At 36.1% G+C, this 21,484-nt stretch carries 19 protein-coding genes; 7 read left to right on the forward strand and 12 right to left on the reverse strand.

The annotated features are described in order from the left end of the window. Positions 1-57: 57 nt before the first annotated feature. The 5 genes from ilvA to ilvD all read right to left on the reverse strand — a co-directional run bounded on the left by ilvA (position 58) and on the right by ilvD (position 7,129). Entirely contained in the window at positions 58-1,323 is a 1,266-nt protein-coding gene (gene ilvA / locus ACJJVU_RS13120) for a threonine ammonia-lyase (protein ID WP_405226284.1), read from the reverse strand. Positions 1,324-1,403: 80 nt separating this feature from the next. Beyond that, a complete protein-coding gene (gene ilvC, locus ACJJVU_RS13125; RefSeq protein ID WP_405226286.1) occupies positions 1,404-2,876 on the reverse strand; it encodes a ketol-acid reductoisomerase in 1,473 nt (490 codons plus the stop codon). An 86-nt stretch (positions 2,877-2,962) separates the two neighbouring features. Continuing rightward, complete coding sequence (gene ilvN / locus ACJJVU_RS13130; protein WP_405226289.1) at positions 2,963-3,520, reverse strand: acetolactate synthase small subunit; 558 nt, start codon at positions 3,518-3,520, stop codon at positions 2,963-2,965. Positions 3,521-3,595: 75 nt separating this feature from the next. Further along, entirely contained in the window at positions 3,596-5,320 is a 1,725-nt protein-coding gene (gene ilvB / locus ACJJVU_RS13135) for a biosynthetic-type acetolactate synthase large subunit (RefSeq protein ID WP_405226292.1), read from the reverse strand. Between the two features lie 129 nt (positions 5,321-5,449). After that, positions 5,450-7,129 (reverse strand): dihydroxy-acid dehydratase, encoded by a 1,680-nt coding sequence (gene ilvD, locus ACJJVU_RS13140; protein WP_405226295.1) that lies wholly within the window; start codon positions 7,127-7,129, stop codon positions 5,450-5,452. Between the two features lie 337 nt (positions 7,130-7,466). Between ilvD and ACJJVU_RS13145 the strand changes: the two genes are divergently transcribed. Continuing rightward, positions 7,467-8,840 (forward strand): aldehyde dehydrogenase, encoded by a 1,374-nt coding sequence (locus ACJJVU_RS13145; RefSeq protein ID WP_405226298.1) that lies wholly within the window; start codon positions 7,467-7,469, stop codon positions 8,838-8,840. A 104-nt stretch (positions 8,841-8,944) separates the two neighbouring features. After that, the gene (locus ACJJVU_RS13150) at positions 8,945-9,250 is read left to right on the forward strand and encodes a hypothetical protein (protein ID WP_339847104.1); all 306 of its coding nucleotides are present in this window, start codon (positions 8,945-8,947) and stop codon (positions 9,248-9,250) included. Here ACJJVU_RS13150 and ACJJVU_RS13155 read toward each other — a convergent pair. From ACJJVU_RS13155 to ACJJVU_RS13180, 6 genes are all read right to left on the reverse strand, one after another. Next, positions 9,233-10,096 (reverse strand): biotin-dependent carboxyltransferase family protein, encoded by an 864-nt coding sequence (locus ACJJVU_RS13155; RefSeq protein ID WP_405226301.1) that lies wholly within the window; start codon positions 10,094-10,096, stop codon positions 9,233-9,235. The two genes, ACJJVU_RS13150 and ACJJVU_RS13155, sit on opposite strands and share 18 nt — an antisense overlap. Then, positions 10,093-10,785 (reverse strand): 5-oxoprolinase subunit PxpB, encoded by a 693-nt coding sequence (pxpB, locus tag ACJJVU_RS13160; RefSeq protein ID WP_405226304.1) that lies wholly within the window; start codon positions 10,783-10,785, stop codon positions 10,093-10,095. Before pxpB ends, ACJJVU_RS13155 begins: the two co-directional genes overlap by 4 nt. Beyond that, on the reverse strand, positions 10,785-11,516 hold the full coding sequence (pxpA, locus tag ACJJVU_RS13165; protein ID WP_405226307.1) for a 5-oxoprolinase subunit PxpA: 732 nt from the start codon (positions 11,514-11,516) through the stop codon (positions 10,785-10,787). The genes pxpB and pxpA overlap by 1 nt, the downstream gene beginning before the upstream one ends. Then, positions 11,513-12,736 carry an Nramp family divalent metal transporter gene (locus ACJJVU_RS13170; RefSeq protein ID WP_405226310.1) on the reverse strand — a complete coding sequence of 408 codons (1,224 nt, stop codon included), beginning with the start codon at positions 12,734-12,736 and terminating at the stop codon, positions 11,513-11,515. Before ACJJVU_RS13170 ends, pxpA begins: the two co-directional genes overlap by 4 nt. Positions 12,737-12,807: 71 nt before the next feature. Next, entirely contained in the window at positions 12,808-14,343 is a 1,536-nt protein-coding gene (locus ACJJVU_RS13175) for a PAS domain-containing sensor histidine kinase (RefSeq protein WP_405226313.1), read from the reverse strand. Positions 14,344-14,507: 164 nt separating this feature from the next. Continuing rightward, on the reverse strand, positions 14,508-16,025 hold the full coding sequence (locus ACJJVU_RS13180; RefSeq protein ID WP_405226316.1) for a YifB family Mg chelatase-like AAA ATPase: 1,518 nt from the start codon (positions 16,023-16,025) through the stop codon (positions 14,508-14,510). 38 nt (positions 16,026-16,063) lie between these two features. On the opposite strand from ACJJVU_RS13180, the gene ACJJVU_RS13185 reads away from it, so the two are divergent. Together ACJJVU_RS13185 and ACJJVU_RS13190 are read left to right on the forward strand one after the other, a co-directional pair. Further along, complete coding sequence (locus ACJJVU_RS13185) at positions 16,064-17,806, forward strand: recombinase family protein (RefSeq protein ID WP_405226319.1); 1,743 nt, start codon at positions 16,064-16,066, stop codon at positions 17,804-17,806. 107 nt (positions 17,807-17,913) lie between these two features. Further along, positions 17,914-18,816 (forward strand): hypothetical protein, encoded by a 903-nt coding sequence (locus ACJJVU_RS13190; RefSeq protein ID WP_405226322.1) that lies wholly within the window; start codon positions 17,914-17,916, stop codon positions 18,814-18,816. A 468-nt stretch (positions 18,817-19,284) separates the two neighbouring features. On the opposite strand, the gene ACJJVU_RS13195 is transcribed toward ACJJVU_RS13190, so the two are convergent. Then, the gene (locus tag ACJJVU_RS13195) at positions 19,285-19,527 is read right to left on the reverse strand and encodes a hypothetical protein (protein ID WP_405226325.1); all 243 of its coding nucleotides are present in this window, start codon (positions 19,525-19,527) and stop codon (positions 19,285-19,287) included. Positions 19,528-19,847: 320 nt separating this feature from the next. On the opposite strand from ACJJVU_RS13195, the gene ACJJVU_RS13200 reads away from it, so the two are divergent. The 3 genes from ACJJVU_RS13200 (at position 19,848) to ACJJVU_RS13210 (ending at position 21,282) form a co-directional block, all read left to right on the forward strand. Continuing rightward, positions 19,848-20,231 carry a hypothetical protein gene (locus ACJJVU_RS13200; protein WP_405226328.1) on the forward strand — a complete coding sequence of 128 codons (384 nt, stop codon included), beginning with the start codon at positions 19,848-19,850 and terminating at the stop codon, positions 20,229-20,231. Positions 20,232-20,292: 61 nt separating this feature from the next. Beyond that, positions 20,293-20,589: a hypothetical protein gene (locus ACJJVU_RS13205; RefSeq protein WP_405226331.1), complete on the forward strand. Its 297-nt coding sequence runs from the start codon at positions 20,293-20,295 to the stop codon at positions 20,587-20,589. Between the two features lie 240 nt (positions 20,590-20,829). Beyond that, the gene (locus ACJJVU_RS13210) at positions 20,830-21,282 is read left to right on the forward strand and encodes a hypothetical protein (RefSeq protein ID WP_405226333.1); all 453 of its coding nucleotides are present in this window, start codon (positions 20,830-20,832) and stop codon (positions 21,280-21,282) included. The last annotated feature ends 202 nt before the right edge of the window (positions 21,283-21,484 follow it).

Consider the following 21,484-nt stretch of genomic DNA (forward strand, 5'->3'; position numbering starts at 1 on the left):
AATTTGAGCTTTTTGCTTTATACGGTTTGATATGCTTTCGCGAAAATGTGATTACACTCAAACAAGCAGTTGAAATAACTCTGGTTTATCATTGAGATACTCACCATAAAATTTACGCGCACGCATTCTATCGAGAAGCGGCTGTAAATCTTTTGAAGATTTTATTTCAAGACCTACAATTGCGGGACCTTGTTCCCTACTCGTCTTTTTTGAATATTCAAAATAGGTAATATCATCTGTAGGTCCAAGTATCTCAGCCACAAACTCTTTTAAAGCTCCCGCTCGCTGCGGAAACTTCACAATAAAATAATGCTTTAATCCTTGATGTAACAAAGCACGCTCCTTGATTTCGGCGGTACGGGTGATATCGTTATTACTTCCGCTTACGATACAAGCGATATTTTTACCTTTTATTTCTTCAGCAAATTGATCTAATACGGCAAGCGTCATTGCACCTGCAGGTTCTGCTACTATAGCATCTCTGTTATATAAATCGAGAATGGTTTGGCATATCTTACCTTCAGAAACGGTAACTACCCTATCTACAAACTGCTGAGCAATTGCAAAGTTGCGATCGCCTACTCGTTGTACTGCTGCACCATCAACAAATTTATCAATCTCATCTAGCGTAGTATTTTCCTTTTGAGAGAGCGAAGTGAGCATCGCAGGAGCTCCTGCAGGTTCTACTCCAATAATCTTTGTTTTAGGTGATAGATGATGAAAAACACTAGACAATCCAGCTATCAATCCTCCTCCACCTACTGGAACAAAAACATAATCTAGCGGCTGCTCAGACTGCGTTAAAATCTCTAAGCCTACAGTCGCCTGGCCCTCTATTATTTTTTCGTCATCAAAGGGATGTACAAACGTTTTCCCTTCTATGGTGCACACATCACTCGCTCGTGCAAAGGCATCATCAAAGGTGTCACCTTCTAACACTACAGTAATCCACTCTCCACCAAACATTTCTACTTGCTCCACCTTTTGATTAGGTGTAGTAGAAGGCATAAAAATGGTGCCATGAATACTTAAACGCGAGCATGACAACGCTACGCCCTGAGCATGATTACCAGCACTAGCGCATACGATGCCTACTTCTTTTTGTTTATCTGTAAGCGTGCTTATCTTATTATAAGCGCCTCGTATTTTGTAACTGCGAACTTGCTGTAAGTCTTCACGCTTCAAAAAAACTTCTGCATCAAACTTGGTTGAGTATGTAAAGCTGCGCATAAATGGTGTTTTTATGGCAACCTTCTTTACTCTATTTGCTGCATCAGTAATTGACTTTAACGTGGGAATAAATATTGTTGTTGCTACTGCCATTTACACATAGTATCCATACTTGTTATTTTGAAATTTATTACACCCTAACCTTTTACAGATTAATGATGCGCCTCTTCTGTTTAGGCTGTTTTCACTTTCTTCATTGCAACCATAGCTCTTCGTAGTGTAGCTCCTATTTCCTCAACAGGATGATTGCGTATTGCATCATTTACGGCAATAAGTTCTTGATTATCTACATCATTTTCTTTCGCGAAAGCGGAACCTATAATATTTGTATCCACAGTCTTCATAAAGTCAGTTAACAAAGGCTTACAGGCATGGTCAAATAAATAGCAACCGTACTCTGCCGTATCAGATATAATACGATTCATCTCAAAAAGCTTCTTTCTAGCAATCGTATTTGCGATAAGTGGCGTTTCATGTAGTGACTCATAATACGCACTTTCTTCTATAATTCCTGCAGCGGTCATAGTTTCGAAAGCGAGCTCCACTCCTGCTTTCACCATGGCTACCATGAGTACTCCGTGATCAAAATACTCTTGCTCCGTAATCTCTTCGGTAGTGATTTCTTGTTTTTCAAAAGCAGTTTCTCCAGTGGCAGCTCTCCATTTGTGAAGATTCTTATCATCTGCAGCCCAGTCTTCCATCATAGTTTTTGAAAAATGTCCAGAAATAATATCATCCATATGCTTTTCAAATAGCGGACGCATAATTTCTTTTAATTCCTCGGCTAGTTGGAAAGCTTTAATCTTAGACGGATTATTGAGACGATCCATCATCGTTGTAATTCCGCCATGTTTTAAGGCTTCTGTAATGGTTTCCCAGCCATACTGGATTAGTTTTCCAGCATATGCAGGGTCAATCCCTTTCTCTACCATTTTATCAAAACAGAGTATGGATCCCGTTTGTAACACTCCACAAAGTATGGTTTGCTCACCCATAAGATCAGACTTCACTTCCGCCACAAAAGAAGACTCTAGAACGCCTGCTCTGTGTCCTCCTGTCGCTGCTGCATAGGCTTTTGCTTGCGCTAGCCCCTTACCTTCTGGATCATTATTAGGGTGTACTGCAATTAAGGTAGGTACTCCAAAACCTCTTTTATATTCTTCTCTTACCTCAGACCCTGGACACTTAGGTGCCACCATGATTACCGTTAGATCTTCACGTACTTGCATTCCTTCTTCTACAATATTAAAACCGTGAGAATAAGCGAGCGTAGCTCCCTTTTTCATTAATGGCATTACTGCTTTTACTACAGAGGTATGCTGCTTATCTGGTGTAAGATTCAACACTAAATCTGCAGTAGGAATAAGTTCTTCATACGTACCTACTGTAAATCCATTATCTGTTGCATTCTTAAAAGACTGACGCTTTTCTGTAATTGCACCTTCACGTAATGCGTATGAAATATCACAACCGCTATCACGCATGTTAAGCCCCTGATTAAGACCTTGCGCACCGCAACCTACAATCACAATCTTCTTGCCTTCTATAGCAGCTATTCCATCTTGGAATTCGCTAGCATCCATAAAACGGCATTTCCCTAGTTGTGCCAGTTGATCTCTAAGTGGCAATGTGTTGAAGTAGTTCATTCTAATTAATTTTCGGTAAAGACGGTGGTTAGAAATACGTCTTTACAATGATTAGTTATTGTTTTTTAGACTCTGTATTTGAGGTGTTACGCTTTCGCGAAAGCGGCATCCTGCTCATTCCTTATTTGTTGCAATAATGAAGAGATAGGCATCTCTGTCTTAGTAACTGCAATTCTACCCGAACGAGTAAACTGCATAATACCAAAGGGTTTTAACTCGCGGTGTACCAAATCAATCTCAGACCTGCGCCCTGACTTTTCTAGCACAAAGAAGTCTCTATTTACAGTGACTATGCGCGCATGGCTATCCTTAATAATATTCTGAATTTGAGGCTCTTCAAAAAGCAACTCAGATTTAATTTTAAAAAGTGCACTTTCTGTAAAAATGGTCTCCTCATCGGTATGATAAAAAGCTTTGATAACTTCAACCTGGCGTTCTATCTGACCTTTGATTTTCTCCATTTGATGTTCTGTAATATTTACCACTAGTGTAAATTTAAAAACATCATCTATCTCACTTTCTGAGGCAGAGAGACTCTCAATATTAATCTTACGACGTTGAAATATAGCAGAGATCCTATTGAGTAACCCAATGTTATTCTCACTGTAAATTGTTACCGTATATGTTGTTATTTGCTCACTCATAGATGTTGAGTTTAAGTACTAATTATTTTATTGTAGCAAAACCTTTTAGGCTGTTCTATATAATCAATGATATTCTTATGCTAAGCGTATATCTGATACTGATGCTCCTGTAGGAATCATAGGGAATACATTGTCCTCTTTTTCTACCATTACTTCTAGAAAGAAACTATTCTTTGAAGCAATCATACGAGTAATAGCATCTTCTAGTGTGCTTCTGTCAGTGACTTTCTGAGCTTCAATATCATAAGCCTCTGCTATCTTACAGAAGTTGGGGTTCTTCATCTCTGTGCTGGCATAACGCTTATCAAAAAACAGTTGCTGCCACTGGCGCACCATTCCTAAAAATTCATTATTGAGCACTACAATCTTTACTGCAGCTCCGGTTTGAAAAATAGTGCCAAGCTCTTGTATGGTCATCTGGTAACCACCATCACCTATAATCGCTACTACTTCGCGATCTGGCGCTCCCATCTTAGCTCCTATTGCTGCTGGAAGGGCAAAGCCCATCGTCCCTAGACCTCCAGAAGTGATATTACTTTTAGATTTTTTGAAGTTTGCATAACGACAAGCAATCATCTGGTGTTGTCCCACATCGCTTACAATAATGGCCTCACCATTTGTTTTAGTATTGATAAGCTCTATGACCTCTCCCATAGTTAATCCTTCCTTTGTAGGGTGAATGTCGTTCTTTATTACTTTATCAAATTCTATGTTGTAATGGTCTTTAAATTTTTGATGCCACGCAGTATGTTCTTTCTTTTCTATCAGCGGCAATATTCTTTCTAGGGTCTCTTTAGAGTTGCCTAATACAGGTATATCTGCTTTTACGTTTTTATTAACCTCAGCTGGATCTATTTCAAAATGGATCACTTTAGCTTGCTTTGCATAACTTTCTAGATTGCCCGTCACTCGATCATCAAAACGCATCCCAATTGCTATCAACACATCGCATTGATTAGTAAGTACATTAGGTCCATAGTTACCATGCATCCCCACCATACCCACATTAAGCGGATGATTTGTAGGGATTGCCGAAACTCCAAGGATTGTCCACGCAGCTGGGATACCAGATTTTTCAACAAAGGCTTTAAAGGCCTCTTCTGCTTCACCAAGAATAACACCTTGCCCCCATACAATCATGGGTTGTTTTGCATTATTAATAGCCTCTGCAGCTGCTTGTAATTGTTCTTCCTTTACTTCTGGAACTGGCACATAACTACGTATGTGCTCGCATTTTTCATAAGAAAATTCAAATTCTTCAAACTGGGCATCCTTTGTTATATCAATTAATACGGGCCCTGGTCTTCCAGAACGCGCTATATAAAAAGCTTTTGCCAGTACTTCTGGTATTTCCTTAGCACTTGTAATTTGATGATTCCACTTTGTAACAGGTGTAGAAATCCCTATAATATCTGTCTCTTGAAAAGCATCACTTCCTAGAAGATTTGAACCTACTTGCCCAGTAATACAAACCATAGGTGTGCTATCTATCTGGGCATCTGCAATACCTGTTATTAGGTTTGTGGCTCCTGGTCCTGAAGTCGCAATAGCAACTCCAACTTTTCCAGTTGCTCTCGCAAATCCTTGTGCAGCATGCGTCGCACCTTGCTCATGACGTGTGAGTACGTGATGTATCTTATCTTGATGTATATGCAACTGATCGTAAAATGGCATGATCGCCCCTCCGGGATATCCATAAATTAAATCTGCTCCCTCAGCCAGTAAACAGTGAATTAATGCCTCGCTACCGCTCATCGTGGTAGTTGTCTTTGCTGGATTATGTATGGTTTTTGTCTCCATATACAGGTATTTATGTGGCATTATTTTTAAACGTGCCCTTGTTTATTATCTTCTTAAAGCTGTAAACTCTTTCAGTGTCCTTTGTACAATACAAAAGGAAAAACTCGCAGGTAATTCCTTGTTATTGTCTTAAAACTCATCAGTAACACAGCCCTCACTTGCAGAGGAAACCATTCTTGCATATTTGTAGAGCGATCCTCTTTGTACTTTAAGTGGAGGAGCAATCCAGTTTGCTTTACGGCTTGCAAGTTCTTCCTCACTTATTTCCATATTTATAGTGTTCTTTTCTGCGTCAATAACAATGATGTCTCCATCATTTATAAGCGCAATACCACCACCTGTCTGTGCTTCTGGAGTAATATGTCCCACTACAAAACCATGTGTTCCACCAGAAAAGCGTCCATCGGTAATAAGTGCTACGTCTTTACCAAGTCCTGCGCCCATGATTGCTGCTGTAGGTTTCAGCATTTCTGGCATTCCTGGACCACCTTGCGGCCCTTCATATCGTATTACTACAACATCTCCTTTCTTCACCTTACCTGCACCTATTCCTGCGTTTGCCTCATACTCACCATTAAATACACGTGCGCTTCCGCGAAAATGTAACCCTTCCTTCCCAGTAATCTTTGCAACCGAACCTTCGCTTGCTATATTTCCATACAGTATACGGATGTGCCCTGTAGCCTTGATAGGATTCTCTACGGTATGAATTACATCTTGATGTGCTTTTAGATGATCTACCTCTGCTAGGTTTTCTGCAATAGTTTTACCTGTTACCGTCATGCAGTCTCCATGAAGCATCCCTTGATCGAGCATATATTTTAACACTCCAGGAACACCACCTACGTTGTGAAGGTCTTCCATTAAGTATTTTCCAGAAGGTTTTAAATCTGCTAGAAATGGAGTCGTATCGCTTATTTTTTGAAAATCTTCTAATTTAAAATCGATTTGTGCTGCTTTTGCGATTGCAAGAAAATGCAATACTGCATTTGTAGATCCGCCTAAAACAGTTACTAATTTTACTGCGTTTTCTAATGACTTACGCGTCACAATATCTGAGGGCTTAATATCTTTTTCTATCAAGTTTCTCAAAGCAGCTCCTACTCTAGCGCATTCTGCTGTTTTATTTGGAGAAACTGCTGGGTTTGAACTTGTATATGGCAAGCTCATTCCTAAGGCTTCTATAGCAGAAGCCATTGTATTTGCAGTATACATACCGCCACATGCTCCAGCTCCTGGACACGCTTTTTTTACTACTGTCTTAAATTCTTTCTCGCTTATGGTTCCTGCAACTTTCTCTCCCCAAGCTTCAAAGGCAGATACCACATCTAGCTTCTTATCTTCATGACAGCCCGGTGCGATAGTTCCTCCATAAACAAGTATGGATGGTCTATCTAAGCGTAGCTGTGCCATTAAAGCTCCAGGCATATTTTTATCACATCCCACAACTGTAATAAGCGCGTCATAAGACATTGCTTGTACTACCGTCTCCATGGAGTCGGCTATGATGTCACGAGAAGGTAGAGAGTATCGCATACCAGGAGTTCCCATCGATATACCATCACTTACACCTATTGTATTGTAAATCAAACCTACTAAATCAGATGTCTGTACACCCTTTTTAATATCGACAGCTAGCTTATTTAAATGCATATTACATGGATTACCTTCGTAACCTGTACTAGCAATACCTACAAGTGGTTTTTTAAAATCTTCGTCTGTGAGACCTATTGCGTGAAGCATGGCCTGAGCTGCTGGTTGCGTAGGGTCTTGAGTGACCGCTTTGCTGTATTTATTAAGTTCCTTCAAAAGTATAGTGTGTTTGGAATGGTTAAAATTATTATTCTAATATCAACTAGGGCGTTTATAATAATAAAGCTGCCGATAACCAACTTAGCATATATACACTTAAAGCGCTGAATTACAAATATTTAATTAAATTAAAAACATACTTCTACAAGAATATACCGACTTATTTAATAGAGAAACAGTGTTATATAATTCATACTTAACAAATTAAAAAGAACTCAATACTTCACCTTTTAAGTTAATAGCAATATCCTTAGGCAACACTTTATATTAAATCTTTCAGAAAATCACCAAGGCTCCCTTAATAAGTCCCTATTTTTGGTAAAAACACACTGCCGTGACTATTCCTCAACTACTAGAGACACAAAGAGATTATTTTGCAACTGGACAAACTAAGAGTATTGCTTTTAGAAAAGATTGTTTGGTACGCTTTCGCGAAAGCATAAAAAACCACGAGCAAGAAATTATCAATGCCCTCACTGCCGATTTTAAAAAACCAGCTTTTGAAAGTGTGGCTACAGAAGTGAGTATTGTCATGATGGAACTCAATAAAGCCATTAAAGAAATCTGGAAATGGCAGATGCCAAAAAAAGTTTCTTCATCGCTTTTAAATTTCCCGTCCAGTGATAAAATCATGTATGAACCTTATGGCACTACGCTCATAATTTCCCCGTGGAATTATCCTTTCCAGCTTGCCGTAGGACCAATAGTGGGCGCAATAGCAGCTGGTAATACCGTTGTGTTAAAACCTAGCGAACTCACTCCTAAAACATCAGAACTATTAGCTAAGATCATTGCCGAAGTTTTTGATAATGGCCATGTAGCAGTTATTCAAGGAGCTAAGGAGGTTGCGCAAGAATTACTAGCACAACGATGGGATTATATATTCTTTACAGGAAGCGTTCCCGTGGGTAAAATAGTATACAAAGCAGCTGCAGAGCATCTCACTCCGGTAACTCTTGAGCTGGGAGGAAAAAGCCCTTGCATCGTTGATCAATCTGCGAAAATACAACTAGCAGCAAAGCGAATTGTGTGGGGTAAATTTGTAAATGCTGGACAGACGTGTATCGCTCCAGATTATATCCTCGCGCATACTTCTATAAAAGATAAGTTGCTCACCGCACTAGATGTGGAAATCACAAATGCTTATGGTGCAGATCCTGCAATATCTCCAGATTTTGCAAGAATCATTAGTAAGAAAAACTTTGATAGACTTTCAGGTATGCTGGAAAATGCCACGGTATTTAAAGGCGGAAATACTAATAAGGATGCACTTTATATTGCCCCTACGGTGCTTGATAATGTTACTGTAAAAGACAAAGCAATGCAGGATGAAATTTTTGGCCCAATTCTTCCTGTACTCACTTATGAAAACAAAGAGGACATCTCAAGAATTATAAATTCTATGGAGAAACCACTGAGCGCTTACGTTTTTTCTGAAAAGCGATCTTTTAAAAAATGGTTTAATGATAGCTTTTCTTTTGGTGGAGGTGCTATGAATGATACGCTTGTTCATTTTGTAAATGATAAGTTACCATTTGGCGGAGTAGGCCACTCAGGAATAGGAAGCTATCATGGCAAGAAATCTTTTTACACCTTTAGTCATGCAAAGGCAATTGTAAGTCGTGGTACATGGATAGATGTACCCATGCGTTATGCTCCTTACAAAGGGAAAATAGGTGTACTCAAGAGGTTTATGAACTGGTTGTAGTATTTTACCTATAACAATAAAATAAGGGCATTTACCCCTACTAGAATAATCACTTCCCTAGTACTTTTACGTATGTTCAATTTTCCCCCCACAATAATATTCTTATGGGAAGACCAACTAAAACCGAACGTTTAAAAGAAGCCAGACCAATTATTATGCAATCAACCCTAATTTTTTGCAAACTGAATTTACAAAAAATCTATGCCCGCAGTCGTCGCCTTGAACTTACTCACTGGAATGAAGATCAAGACTATGCAGATTACATCAACAACCTGTGGACAACAATGATGAAGCACGATGCTATTAAAAAAGATGCTTTAAAACTTGACGAAATGTTAGGCACAGGGGACGTTGTGCAATTATTAAGTGATATTGTCATGGAGCATAGAAAATCAAGTAACGTTCAATAAAAACTGACTACCCTGTTGCATTTGCGCCAGTTTATTAAGATCACTGTCTACTACTTGTAACACTCGAGGATAACCTCCTGTAGTCTGACAGTCATTCATTAAAATAATTAATTTTCCAGAAGGTGTGAGCTGCACCGTTCCTGGTATAACGGGACTTGTATATATACTTTTTAGCGCGTTTGGTAATATCTCAACAAGTTGTATTGCCATCCTGTTCCATAGATTTGAAACCGTAAATACATGATTTCTTAATTGTTGTTGCTGGTTATAAGTGAGTTTTGAAAACTCAGGACCCGTATACACATTAATAGTAACTATAGATGAATTAACTACCCCAGATTGTGATTGCATCTTGAGATGTGCATTTTTTGACGCACCATATCTCGAGATACCTAAAGGTAGCTCCATCCCTACGGTGAGCTTTCCTTGTGGTGTGAGCGGGTAATACCAGCTTTTACTACCCAGTATATTTTGAGAATCTAGTCCTCCTGCAAATGCGAGATAGCTTCTAGATCCTCCGCTTATTTTAGACATTTTCAATACTTGTTTGGCTTTCGCCAAAACAGGAACGCCTTCCATTACCTGAGCCCCATCTAGCGTAGCTCCTGCATTGCTACCAGTAATTACAAAGTTGACATCATGATTGAATACTATAGTAGGTCCCAATAAAGTACACTCTAGCATTGCTGCACCAGGTGTATTATTGAGAATAGCATTTGCAATCATAAAAGACTGTTTATCCATAGCACCACTTTGTGGAACTCCTAGATGTGCGTAGCCTGCTCTACCATGATCTTGGACAGTTGTATAAAATCCTGGGTGCAGTATGGAAATAGAAGGTTTCATAAATTATTAGACATTGCTATCTTCTCAAAATTAGCCTCATTAATGGCATAAAATTTAATCACATCACCTGCCTTAAATAGGCCGGGTTTTGCTTTTGTCGCGTCAAATAACGAAATAGGAGTTCTCCCTATTACGTGCCAACCACCAGGACTATCTTGAGGATAAATACCAGTTTGCGTTCCTCCTATAGCTACACTTCCCTTTGCTATTGATTGCGATGGAACAGATTTTCTATCAAGATGTAATCTAGCATCAAGATTTTCTAAATATGGGAAACCCGGAAGAAATCCTAAAAAGTAGATAGGATACTCTCTACTTGTATGAATCTCTATAATCTCAGGTATTGTGCATTTTACTTGGGATGCATATTCCTCTAGATCTGGAGCATACTTGCTACTATAACAAACAGGGATTTGATGTACGACGCTATTATAATCATCGTTAGACACTAGAACATTAAGCGCTGCTGAGACTTGACTAATTAAAGATGCTATGTTCGTACTTGCAGAAATACAATCTTTAACCAGCAACTCATTATAAGTGTGCACTACCTCAGCATTAAGCAGTTTTGACAAATCTGCTTTTTTAATGAGCAACCAATTCAAAAGATCTTTAGACGGAGCACTATCTATTTGAACTAACAATGAATAGTCTCCTAACCTACTAATATGAAAATCATACTGACACATCACTTTATTAAAATATTCTCTTGAGCAAATGCTTGGTGAATTTCTTTTACAATCTGTAATGAATTTTCTGTATCGCCGTGAACGCAAAGTGTATCTACGTCGAAAGGAAGTGTAAGATTGTTGATTGTTTTTAATTGGCGCTGCTTTACCATTCGTAATACGTGAGGTAAGACTGCATTATGAGATGTTAATACCGCATCTGGTGAACTACGAGATACTAGTGAGTAATCATCATTATAATTTCTATCTGCAAAACCTTCTATGCTTATAGCTAGTTTTGAAACAGCTAGCGATGCGATTACAGAATTATTAGGTACGTAGAGCACAAGACGGTCATCTATCTCAAGTATGGTATCTATAATGAGATGAGCTATTTCTTCATTTTTGGCAGCTTCGTTATATAACGCACCATGTGGTTTTACGTGATGTACGTGTTGTCCACTTTTTGCTGCTAGGTTAATAAGAAGTTTAATTTGAGAAGTTATTGACTCTTTTAAAAGTTCATGAGAAATAGTCATTGCCTCACGACCAAAATTCTTGCGATCTGGGTAACTGGGATGAGCACCAATTTTCACATTAGATATTTTCGCGAAAGCGAGAACTTCCAGCATCGTTGCAATATCTCCCGCATGACCACCGCAAGCGATGTTACAAGAGCTCAAATACGGCATTAACTGAGCCTCGTTCCCTACACCTTCACCTACATCGCTATTGAGATCTATATACATCATAATAGTCCAAATACTTTTAAGATAGTGCGCGCACCTAATACAAAAACGATTAACCAAATAACGATTGAAATTCCATTTTGAAGTGATGAGTTTACATAATTACCTAGTACTTCGCGTTTATTTACTATCCAGATTAAATAACCTGCAATTATGGGTAATAACACACCATTTGCTACTTGTGCAAACTGAATAATCTCTACAGGGCTGTACCCTATAGATGAAAAAATGATACCAAGTATAAGTATTGTAAGCCAGACTGCTCTAAACTTCACAGATTTGAGATCTCGTTCCCAACCTAAACAACCTTGCACAACATATGCTGCTGCAAGAGGTGCTGTGATAGCAGAGGTTAAGCCTGCCGCTCCTAATCCTAGACCAATAAAATACCGCGCATAATCTCCAAAAAGTGGTTCTAAACTCTGAGCAAGGTCGGCTGCATTTTTTATCTCGCTTCCTTGTATGGCTGCTGCACAAATGATGATCGCCATGCTAACCAAACCTCCTAAAATTACTGCAACAATAGTGTCACGACGTGCAGCTGGTAAATCTGATTCATTACGCCACTTCTCACTAACTAATGAGGCATGTAAAAATAAATTATAAGGAACTACCGTAGTACCTACCAGTGCAACTATGGTGAGTAAGCTACCATCTGGAAAAGATGGAATAAAACTACCTTTTAAAACAGCTAGTATATCTGGCTTTGTCACAAATGCCGTCGTTACAAAAGCTATACTCATGATAATAACAAGTGTGACCAGTATGCGCTCTAGCACTTTATAATTGCCAATAAATAGGATGATGCTAGCGAGGATTCCTAGCACTAAAGACCAACTATTAATATCCAAAGTACCTAAGCTTAATGAGCTCGAAAAACCGAGTGCTTCTATACCTAGAACGCCTCCGCTTATATTACCTGCCTCATATGCTGCATTGCCTATCGCTATAGCGCTAAGCATTAAGATAACGGCAAAGGTTTGTGTAAATTTATTTGATAATGAATCTCTTATGACGCCAGCTAGTCCTTTACCAGATACAAGACCTATGCGAGCTGCCATTTCTTGTAACACTATGGTAGCTATAATGGATAATACCATAGCCCATAGTAGTGTAAACCCATAGGTAGTCCCAGTAATTGTACATACAGTGACTGTTCCCGGGCCTATAAAGGCGGCAGCTACTAGTACACCAGGACCTGATAATTTGAATTTATTATTCATCTATTGCACTCAATATATTATGATTATCTATATAATAACCACAAAGTACGGAGAACACCTGATATAATAACCTACGGTAATTTATTTTTAAAAAGTACGCTAAAGATAGACCCCTCGCCTTTTACACTAGATACACTTATCTCATCACCCATGTCTTCTATCTGGTTTTTGGTCATAAATAAGCCTAACCCTTTTGCATCTTCATTGCGGTGAAATGTTTTATAGAGCCCAAATAGTTTACCTCCATTGGCATTAAGATCAAGACCTAATCCATTATCCTCTACAGATAATAATAGATCGCTTATAGATATCATCTCTGCATTAATAGTAACGATAGACTGCCTATTATTATCACTATACTTAACCGCATTTGATATTAGGTTAAACAAAATACTTTCTAAATATGCAGCATTATAAGTAATCTGGATATCATTAGGAATATCACAGATTACAATAATATCCTTCTCACTTATTTGAGCTTGAAGTGTATTTATTGTTTTATCTATATATTCTCTCAAGAGAATAAGTTTGGGCTTGTCTGATAAGTTTCTATTTGAAGAAGCTATATCATTAAGATTACTAATGGTACCACTTAAACCATCTGAGATATCATTGAGGTAAGGAGCTAGCTCTTTCTTCTCTTCTGGACTCTCGGCATCATCTATGAGCTGCAGAATACTTTTTAGATTTCCTGCATGTGTTCTCAAATTATGAGATACGATGAGTGCAAAGTTTTTGAGACGTCCATTATGGCTCTCTATAAGTCTATTTTTACTTACAACACCTTCTTCAAACTCCTTCATCGCAGTAATATCAACATGAGTTCCTATCATGCGAGATGGTTTTCCTTTCTCATCCCACTCAACAGCTTTGCCTTTATCTTGAATCCATTTATAAGTACCACTTGAAGAAAATATACGGTGCTGTCCAGAGTAGTATTTTGTACGCCCCTCAAAGTATGCATTCATATCATCAAAGTACATTTGCTTATCATCTGGGTGAACTTTATCTGTCCATGTACTATCACTAAGCAAAAGTCTATCTCTAGGAATCTCTAAAAATTCTAATGACTTATCTGAGTAGTAAACTTCGTCATTTTCAATATCCCAATCCCAAACTCCTATTTCTGATCCTTCGAGAGCAAACTCAAATCGATCTTTAACTCTGAGCAGTTCTAACTGAGTATTTTTCATCTCAGTTATATCTGTTGCATAGCCATGCCAGCTTATTACATTCTCAGAAAGCTTTTCTGGTGTAGCATGTATTTTTACCCATCCGTGAGCCCCTGATGGTAAAAGAAATCTAAATTGCTGAATCCAAGGATTAGAGGTTTGCATAGATTCATAAATAGCGTCTAGAACTAATTTTCTATCATCTACATATATCAAATCAGATATTACATGTGCATTGTCTTGGAGGTATTCTAGGGTAAGTCCGTATAGTGATTCTGCATTTTGTGTGATAAAAGGAAACGAATATGTTTTAGAAATCTTGTCAAACTGAATTCTAAAGAAAAAACCCTCTACTTGATCTAAGAATTTTTTTAAACTATCAAGGCTAACCGCATCTTGAGAGGTATGATCTAGAGATTTTTTTTGTGATATCATAGTAAGGGGGTGCTATCATGTTAAACAAAGATATTATTAAAAAAAAACGGACACTCTTACTGTTATCACAAATTAAAAAAATTCTAAAAAATATCGACAAAATACAGTATTCGTCGATAAAGTGTAAAAATATACAATTTATAAATTAACTTATTATGAAAATATTAACCTAACCAACCATCTCGATCTAAGCTTCTATATTGTATTGCCTCAGATATATGAGTGCCTGTCACAATCTCAGCACCTTCAAGATCTGCTATGGTTCTTGACACTTTCAAAATACGATCATAAGCCCTGGCAGATAGATTTAAACGTTCCATCGCAATTTTTAATAGCTCTTTTGAAGCTTCGTCAAGTGCACAATATTTTCTTATTTGCTTCACATTCATCTGAGCGTTATAGTTGGTTTTTACGCTTTCGCGAAAGCGTTCTACCTGCAATTCTCTCGCTGCTGTAACACGTTTGCGTATATCAACACTTGACTCTGCCTTCGTCTCATCACTAAGCTTTTCAAAAGGAACAGGAGTCACTTCTATATGAATATCAATACGATCTAAAAGTGGCCCTGATATTTTACTTAAATAGCGCTGCATCTCTGCTGGACTGCTCGTAACCGGAGCGTTAGGATCATTAAAATAGCCTCCAGGACTAGGATTCATACTCGCTACGAGCATAAAACTAGAAGGATAAGTAACCGTAAATCGCGCTCTGGATATAGTAACTTCTCTATCTTCGAGTGGCTGTCTCATCACTTCTAATACCGAACGCTTAAATTCTGGCAATTCATCTAGGAATAAAACACCATTATGAGATAAAGATATCTCACCAGGTTGAGGGTAAGCACCACCACCCACAAGAGCCACATCACTTATAGTATGATGCGGACTTCTAAAAGGTCGCTCAGACATAAGACCTTGATGCTCCTTAACTCGCCCTACTACAGAATGAATCTTAGTGGTTTCAAGAGCTTCTCTAAGGGACATAGGAGGTAAAATACTTGGCAGTCTTTTACTAAGCATGGTTTTACCAGATCCTGGTGGCCCTATGAGTATGATATTATGACCTCCTGCAGCTGCAATTTCCATACAGCGCTTAATAGATTCTTGACCTTTTACATCTGCAAAGTCAAACTCTGGATGCTCTAGGTTTTTATAAAACTCTGCTCTAGTATCTATAACTGTAGGCTCGAGAGGTGTTCCTTTATCAAAAAAGGCAATTACTTCACTTATGTTTTCTACACCATATACATCAAGTCCATCTACAATCGCTGCTTCTTTTGCATTTTGGGCTGGTAAAATAAAGCCTTTATACCCTTCTTCGCGTGCTTTTATTGCAATAGGCAAAGCTCCCTTTATAGGCTGTAGACCTCCATCGAGAGAAAGTTCTCCCATAAGGATATACTTCTCCACCTCATCTCCTTTAATTTGTTCGGTGGCGATAAGTATACCTGTAGCAAGAGGTAAATCATATGCAGATCCTTCTTTGCGTAAGTCTGCTGGAGACATATTAAGAATAAGTTTCTTCCCTGGTATTTTATAACCATTGTTTTGTAATGCTGCTGCAATACGATAGCTGCTTTCCTTAATTGCATTATCCGGTAGCCCTACTAAGTGGTAGCCTACTCCCTTATCTACATTTACCTCTATTGTAATTGCATGTAATGTGCTAATAATATAATTCACTTATATTTGAAACTGTCAAACAATTTATAACATTCCAAATGAGTACACTAGCAATTTTCACAAGATTATCAAAGGATGATGAAGATTCAAATTCAATTGACAACCAATTAAGAGAAGGTAAGCAATTTGCAAAAGCAAATGGTTTTGAAAAAACAATACATTATAATGAAGGTGAGGGTGTTTCTGGTTCACTTGATATAGATTTAAGAACAGAATTAAATACACTCATTAAAGATATTATAAGCGGTGATATTACATCTGTTTGGTTTCGTGACCAGAATAGACTTGCAAGAAATAACCACACCTATACTTCATTTGTCAGAATTATTAAGAGATATAATACAGATGTTTATTACGGTGAAAAACTAATTGACCTTACAAACCCATCAGAATCTTTAATGGGTGGTGTCAAATCCTTATTTGATGCTCACAAAAATGAACTTCAATCCTACCAAACCAAAAGAGCATTAGCAGATAATGCAAAAGATGGGAAATTTAATGGTGTAGCAAATTACGGCTACTATAAAAAAGATGGTAGGTATGTTATTGATGATGATGAAGCCGAAGTAGTAAGACGAATATTTAAGATGTCACTTGATGGAAAGGGTACCACTTCAATAGCCAAGACCTTAAATGAGGAAGGGATAAAAACTAGATATAATAAACTAGATTCTAAGGAAACTGTAAAGAGAGGTAGTGAAATTCTTAATAGAAAAGATTTCATCTGGCGACAAGCAACAATTTTAAATATTATAAAGACTACAACCTACAAAGGTCAAAAACTATTTAGGGGTAATTATTATGCTGTACCTGCAATAGTAAATGAGAAACTTTGGGATGACACCAATAAGAACCTAAAGAATAATAGGAACAATAGCGGTAAAAAAGTAGTACACCAATACATCTTAAAAAGTATCATCTTCTGCGCAAAATGTGGCAAACCTTTAAACGGTAAAATGACAAAGGCAAAAGATAAGCCTGTAAAACACCAATATTATAAATGTGCATCAGCAAGAAATAAAGGTGAAAGCTGCGGCAATAGAGCAATACGATTAGAAAACATTGAAACATTTATCATTAAGCATCTAAGAAACAGCAAAGACCTAGAGAATCACTTACTAGAATCAATTGCCGAGAGTGATACTCTTAAATTATTAAACAATCAACTTAATGAGCTTATAGAACAAAGACCACAAGTTGAAAAAGACAATAACTACCTGTATCGACTTATAAGAAACCCAGACCTTGAAAACGATGATAAACTAATCAATGATTATAATAGTAGTAAAAACAGATTAAAAGCTATTGATAATAGAATAAGTGACCTGAAATCAAAAATCGAGGTAGAAGAAAATACCAATAGAATAGAAGAATTAAAGGAATCACTATCAACTATAAAAATTCAAAATAATTTTCAAATAGTTAAGAAAGCTGTACAAGATATTATAGATAGAATTGAAGTAGCATTTATTCAAGTAAGTGAACAAAGAAGAAAAGGCTCTTATTATATAACAATAAACTATAAAGGATTCAAAACAGCTTCAACGTGGTATGCTAATAGAGACTCAAACCATTTCATTCAATCAAGTTATTACAGAACAGAAGCAACTAATAAAGAAGAGTTACAAGAAGATATAAATCTAACAATAGAACTATCTGGTGTTGACCCAACAAGCTTTGAAATGGTTGAAAAGTATGGAGAATTTAAAGGTCTTGAATCATCATCAACAGGACACGAAGCAATAGAAATTAAAGAGGATGATATAATAGAATTCTCTTAACTATATTTACAAAGCAGATTTTAAGACTTCATCGTTTTAAATTGTTTAACAACATGTCTGCATCGGGATAACTTAACAGTTATCCCATTTTTTTTTAAAATTAGATTATGTACAATAAAGAGCAGAGACAAGAAAATGATTTCCAAATTCCTAATAAGACTGCGGAAGAAAGTACAACAAACGAAGATTTACAGAATTCACTTAGTTGGATTAAGGATAACCTTACTTTAATTGCTGTCTCAGTAACCTTAGTTGGAGGTATATGGCAACTACTCGAATTATTATTATTGGGAATACCTTATGTAAGATTTTTTTCAGCTTCTCAACTACTTGCAGATGGTATTATAGTATTGCTTATTTCGTTAATTGGATTATTGGTGTATGGCTTTTCTTATACAATTGAAAAAATCGAAGTTGGTACTTGGAAAGGGGAATTAAATTGGATAGGAATGATAGTTTTAATTTTTCTTCATCTTCTATATTTATTCTTATGCTTTGATTTTATTTATCTAATTTTTCAAGAATTACTTGGTGAAAATCTACCTTTTAGATATCAGTATTACTATCTTTTTTTATTTATTGGTATCATTTCCATAAGAAATGTAATGGATAGCAGCTATAAGAAAATTAAGGATAATGAAGAAATTAAAACAGCGAAGGCAAATGCAAATAGAGTTATAAGCTGGTTGATAAAGAGATATGATTTTCTAGTAAATATTACTTACAATGCTGTAACAGTTTTCTTCTATGTTTTTTTAATCTCAATAACATTTTGGACTCATAACTACGTCTACCCTACCAATATGGAAAATACAAGGAAAGTAGAAGAATACCTTTGTAAAGAATATTTTCTTAGTCCAGAGGAATATACAATTGAGTATATGAATGATAAATTTATATTCATCAAAAACTCAGGCATTGTCAAAGAAGAATTAGAACTACTTAATAAAGATTATAAAACTTACCATTTTGATGTAATTGTATTAAAAGAGAATATTTTATTTGATTAGTTCTGGTAATGAATAATACTTTCTGAGATATGACGGGAAATAAAAATTTTGTAATTATAGATGAGAATAAAAAACATTGAACAAACAAAGAAATATATTATCGTAACTTTTGATAATAATGTTATAAGAACTATAAAGGATTGGAGAGCTTTAAAAAATTTTAAAGAAGAATATTCTAATGACCCATATTTTAAAAATATAAGTCCAATTGAAGTTATCAGAATTTGTACATTTTTCTAATACTCTTGTAGGGTATTTAAAAGGATTTATTAAAATAGAATAGCAAAGGAATAGCCCTCATGCCCACTATAGCTCCCCCTGCACCCCTCATTTTCTCTAGTTTCTTACATTTATCACAGATATCGCGATGTTTAAGGAGTGACTGCGTACAGTTAATCAGTTGCAATGTCTGATAGAGACAGCGTAGTTATAGCACCCTCTATTAACCCATAATTTATAGTGTGGGTTTTATTTCTTATCACTAGCAAACGTAATCAGTGCTAAAATCCCAATAAAAATCACGTAAGGAATCCAAATTTCAGCAGTATAGCTCAAATCAAACGGTGATTCATCATCGTAGTAAGACCAATCTAGTGCTATTGTATAGCAGAAAAGATAAAGTACTACCGTCGTAAATATAAGTAGGATAATCTTCTGAGCTTTATTTAGGTTACTGTAGTGTGTTTTTATCTTCTTAAATAATCTTTTCATTGATTAGGGTTTATTAATAATTTCAAATCTAAACAATCTTTCAAAAAAAAAGTAAAATCAATGTTCACTTATATAGTAAATGAACATTACACCTGTTTATAGAACCTCACAAGCATAATTTTTTATAAAAGTTCAATTATAACCATATTAGCATGTAAATGAACATCATATTCATCTTGTCGAACAATTTAAAACAATAACAAGATGGATTACTTTAACAACATTCAATATTTAAACGAAGCAAATACACTTTTAAGAAACTTTGCTTTCAACTTCACCCAGATGCATCTAACTACGATTCACAATCTGAGTTTGTAGCAATGAAAGCTGAATTTGAAAGATTAAACAATAACCTTAAATTCAATACAGGATTTGATGCTGATAAAGATTTTAACGCTGATACTTTCTATAACATCGTAAGATTGTTTGATAATATCACAGATATTAAAATCTCATTCGTTGGTAGCTTCATTTGGTTAGAAGATATTACTTACGGTGCAATGTATCAACAAAAGGATTTAATCAAAGCAATTGATATTATAGATTATAATACTGCTAGATGGGCAGGTAAAAAGAAATCTTGGTATTTCTCACCTACTGATTACTCACAGAAGGGTAAATCTGGTAAGACTTTAGAACAACTTAAAAGTAAGTTTAATAGTACTGAATTTAGAACATCTTCAACTGCTAAAATATCAGCTTAATAATATAATAACTACAACACCCCTGTAAGCTTATTGCAGGGGTTTTAATAACTTTACAACAATGACAGGTTCAACATATATAGATTTCGATAAAGCAACTGCAAAAGGTCGTAAACTCATTAGAAATGGTGACAACCCAAACTTTGGACTACTTATAATTTGCGGGATTAATCTAGGTCTAAGGATTGGTGATTTACTTACCCTCACCTTTGAACAATTAAAACAAGATGAATTTACCATTACAGAAGAAAAGACAGGTAAGAAAAGAACGCTTCAAGTAAATGATAATATCAAATTCATATTGCCCCATTTTAAGCATCCAGATAGCTTTAAATGTTTTCGCAGTCAAAAGGGTTGAACTTATAGTTCACAACACGTTAATAGGCTTTTAAAGGAGTATTTTAATAAAGATACAACCTCACATTCCCTAAGAAAATCCTTTGGTAGAAGGGTCTGGGATAATAATAATAATAATAAGAGTGATGAAGCAATAATGTATTTGAGTGAGATATTTAATCATTCCAATTCAGCTATAACGCGAAAGTATCTAGGGATAAGACAAGAAGAAATTAAGAATATATATTTAAATCTATAAGGAATGAATAAAGATTATTTCCACATATCAAGAATTGAAAATAAGGATAGTATTATAAAGAACGGGCTGAATGCTACAGATGGTAAAATCTTCTTATTTGATAATATACTTCAATCTAGGAATATTGCATTCAATCAATTGTTTATTGATGAATATTCATTCTTTAGGGTATCATCAAAGGGGTTTAAATCTAAGGTCAAAGAAGATAATGTTGCTGAATTAGGTACTGAGCATCAATTCTATTTGGAACAAGAGAATATAGCACCAGAATATATTGAATTTAGTAGTGACCAGAAATTTAATATTTACGATTACTTAGAAGAAGTTGATTATCCAAGATATAAGAATCTAGGTTATAGTGATGAACAATATATTGGAATTATTAGTTTAGATAAAGGACGTATTGAGAGATATAATGAGGTGAACGGTACAAACCATCCTTATACGGGAAACTAGATTTATAATGGATGCAGAAATATATATACTAAGTGAATGACCCGTTTGGAGCGTGCAAATCTTTGTATAAAACTATATGAAGAAATGAAGCTTAGTCCAAAGGTAGTTAAGACCATTTATGACTTAGAAAAAGAGATTAAGGAGAAGAAACGAAAGTTGCGTTATGGTGGTAATAAGGATAAGATAATCTACTCGTTTTAGA

Origin of the sequence: Dokdonia sp. Asnod1-B02, from assembly GCF_045063955.1 — a bacterium.
GTDB lineage: Bacteria > Bacteroidota > Bacteroidia > Flavobacteriales > Flavobacteriaceae > Dokdonia.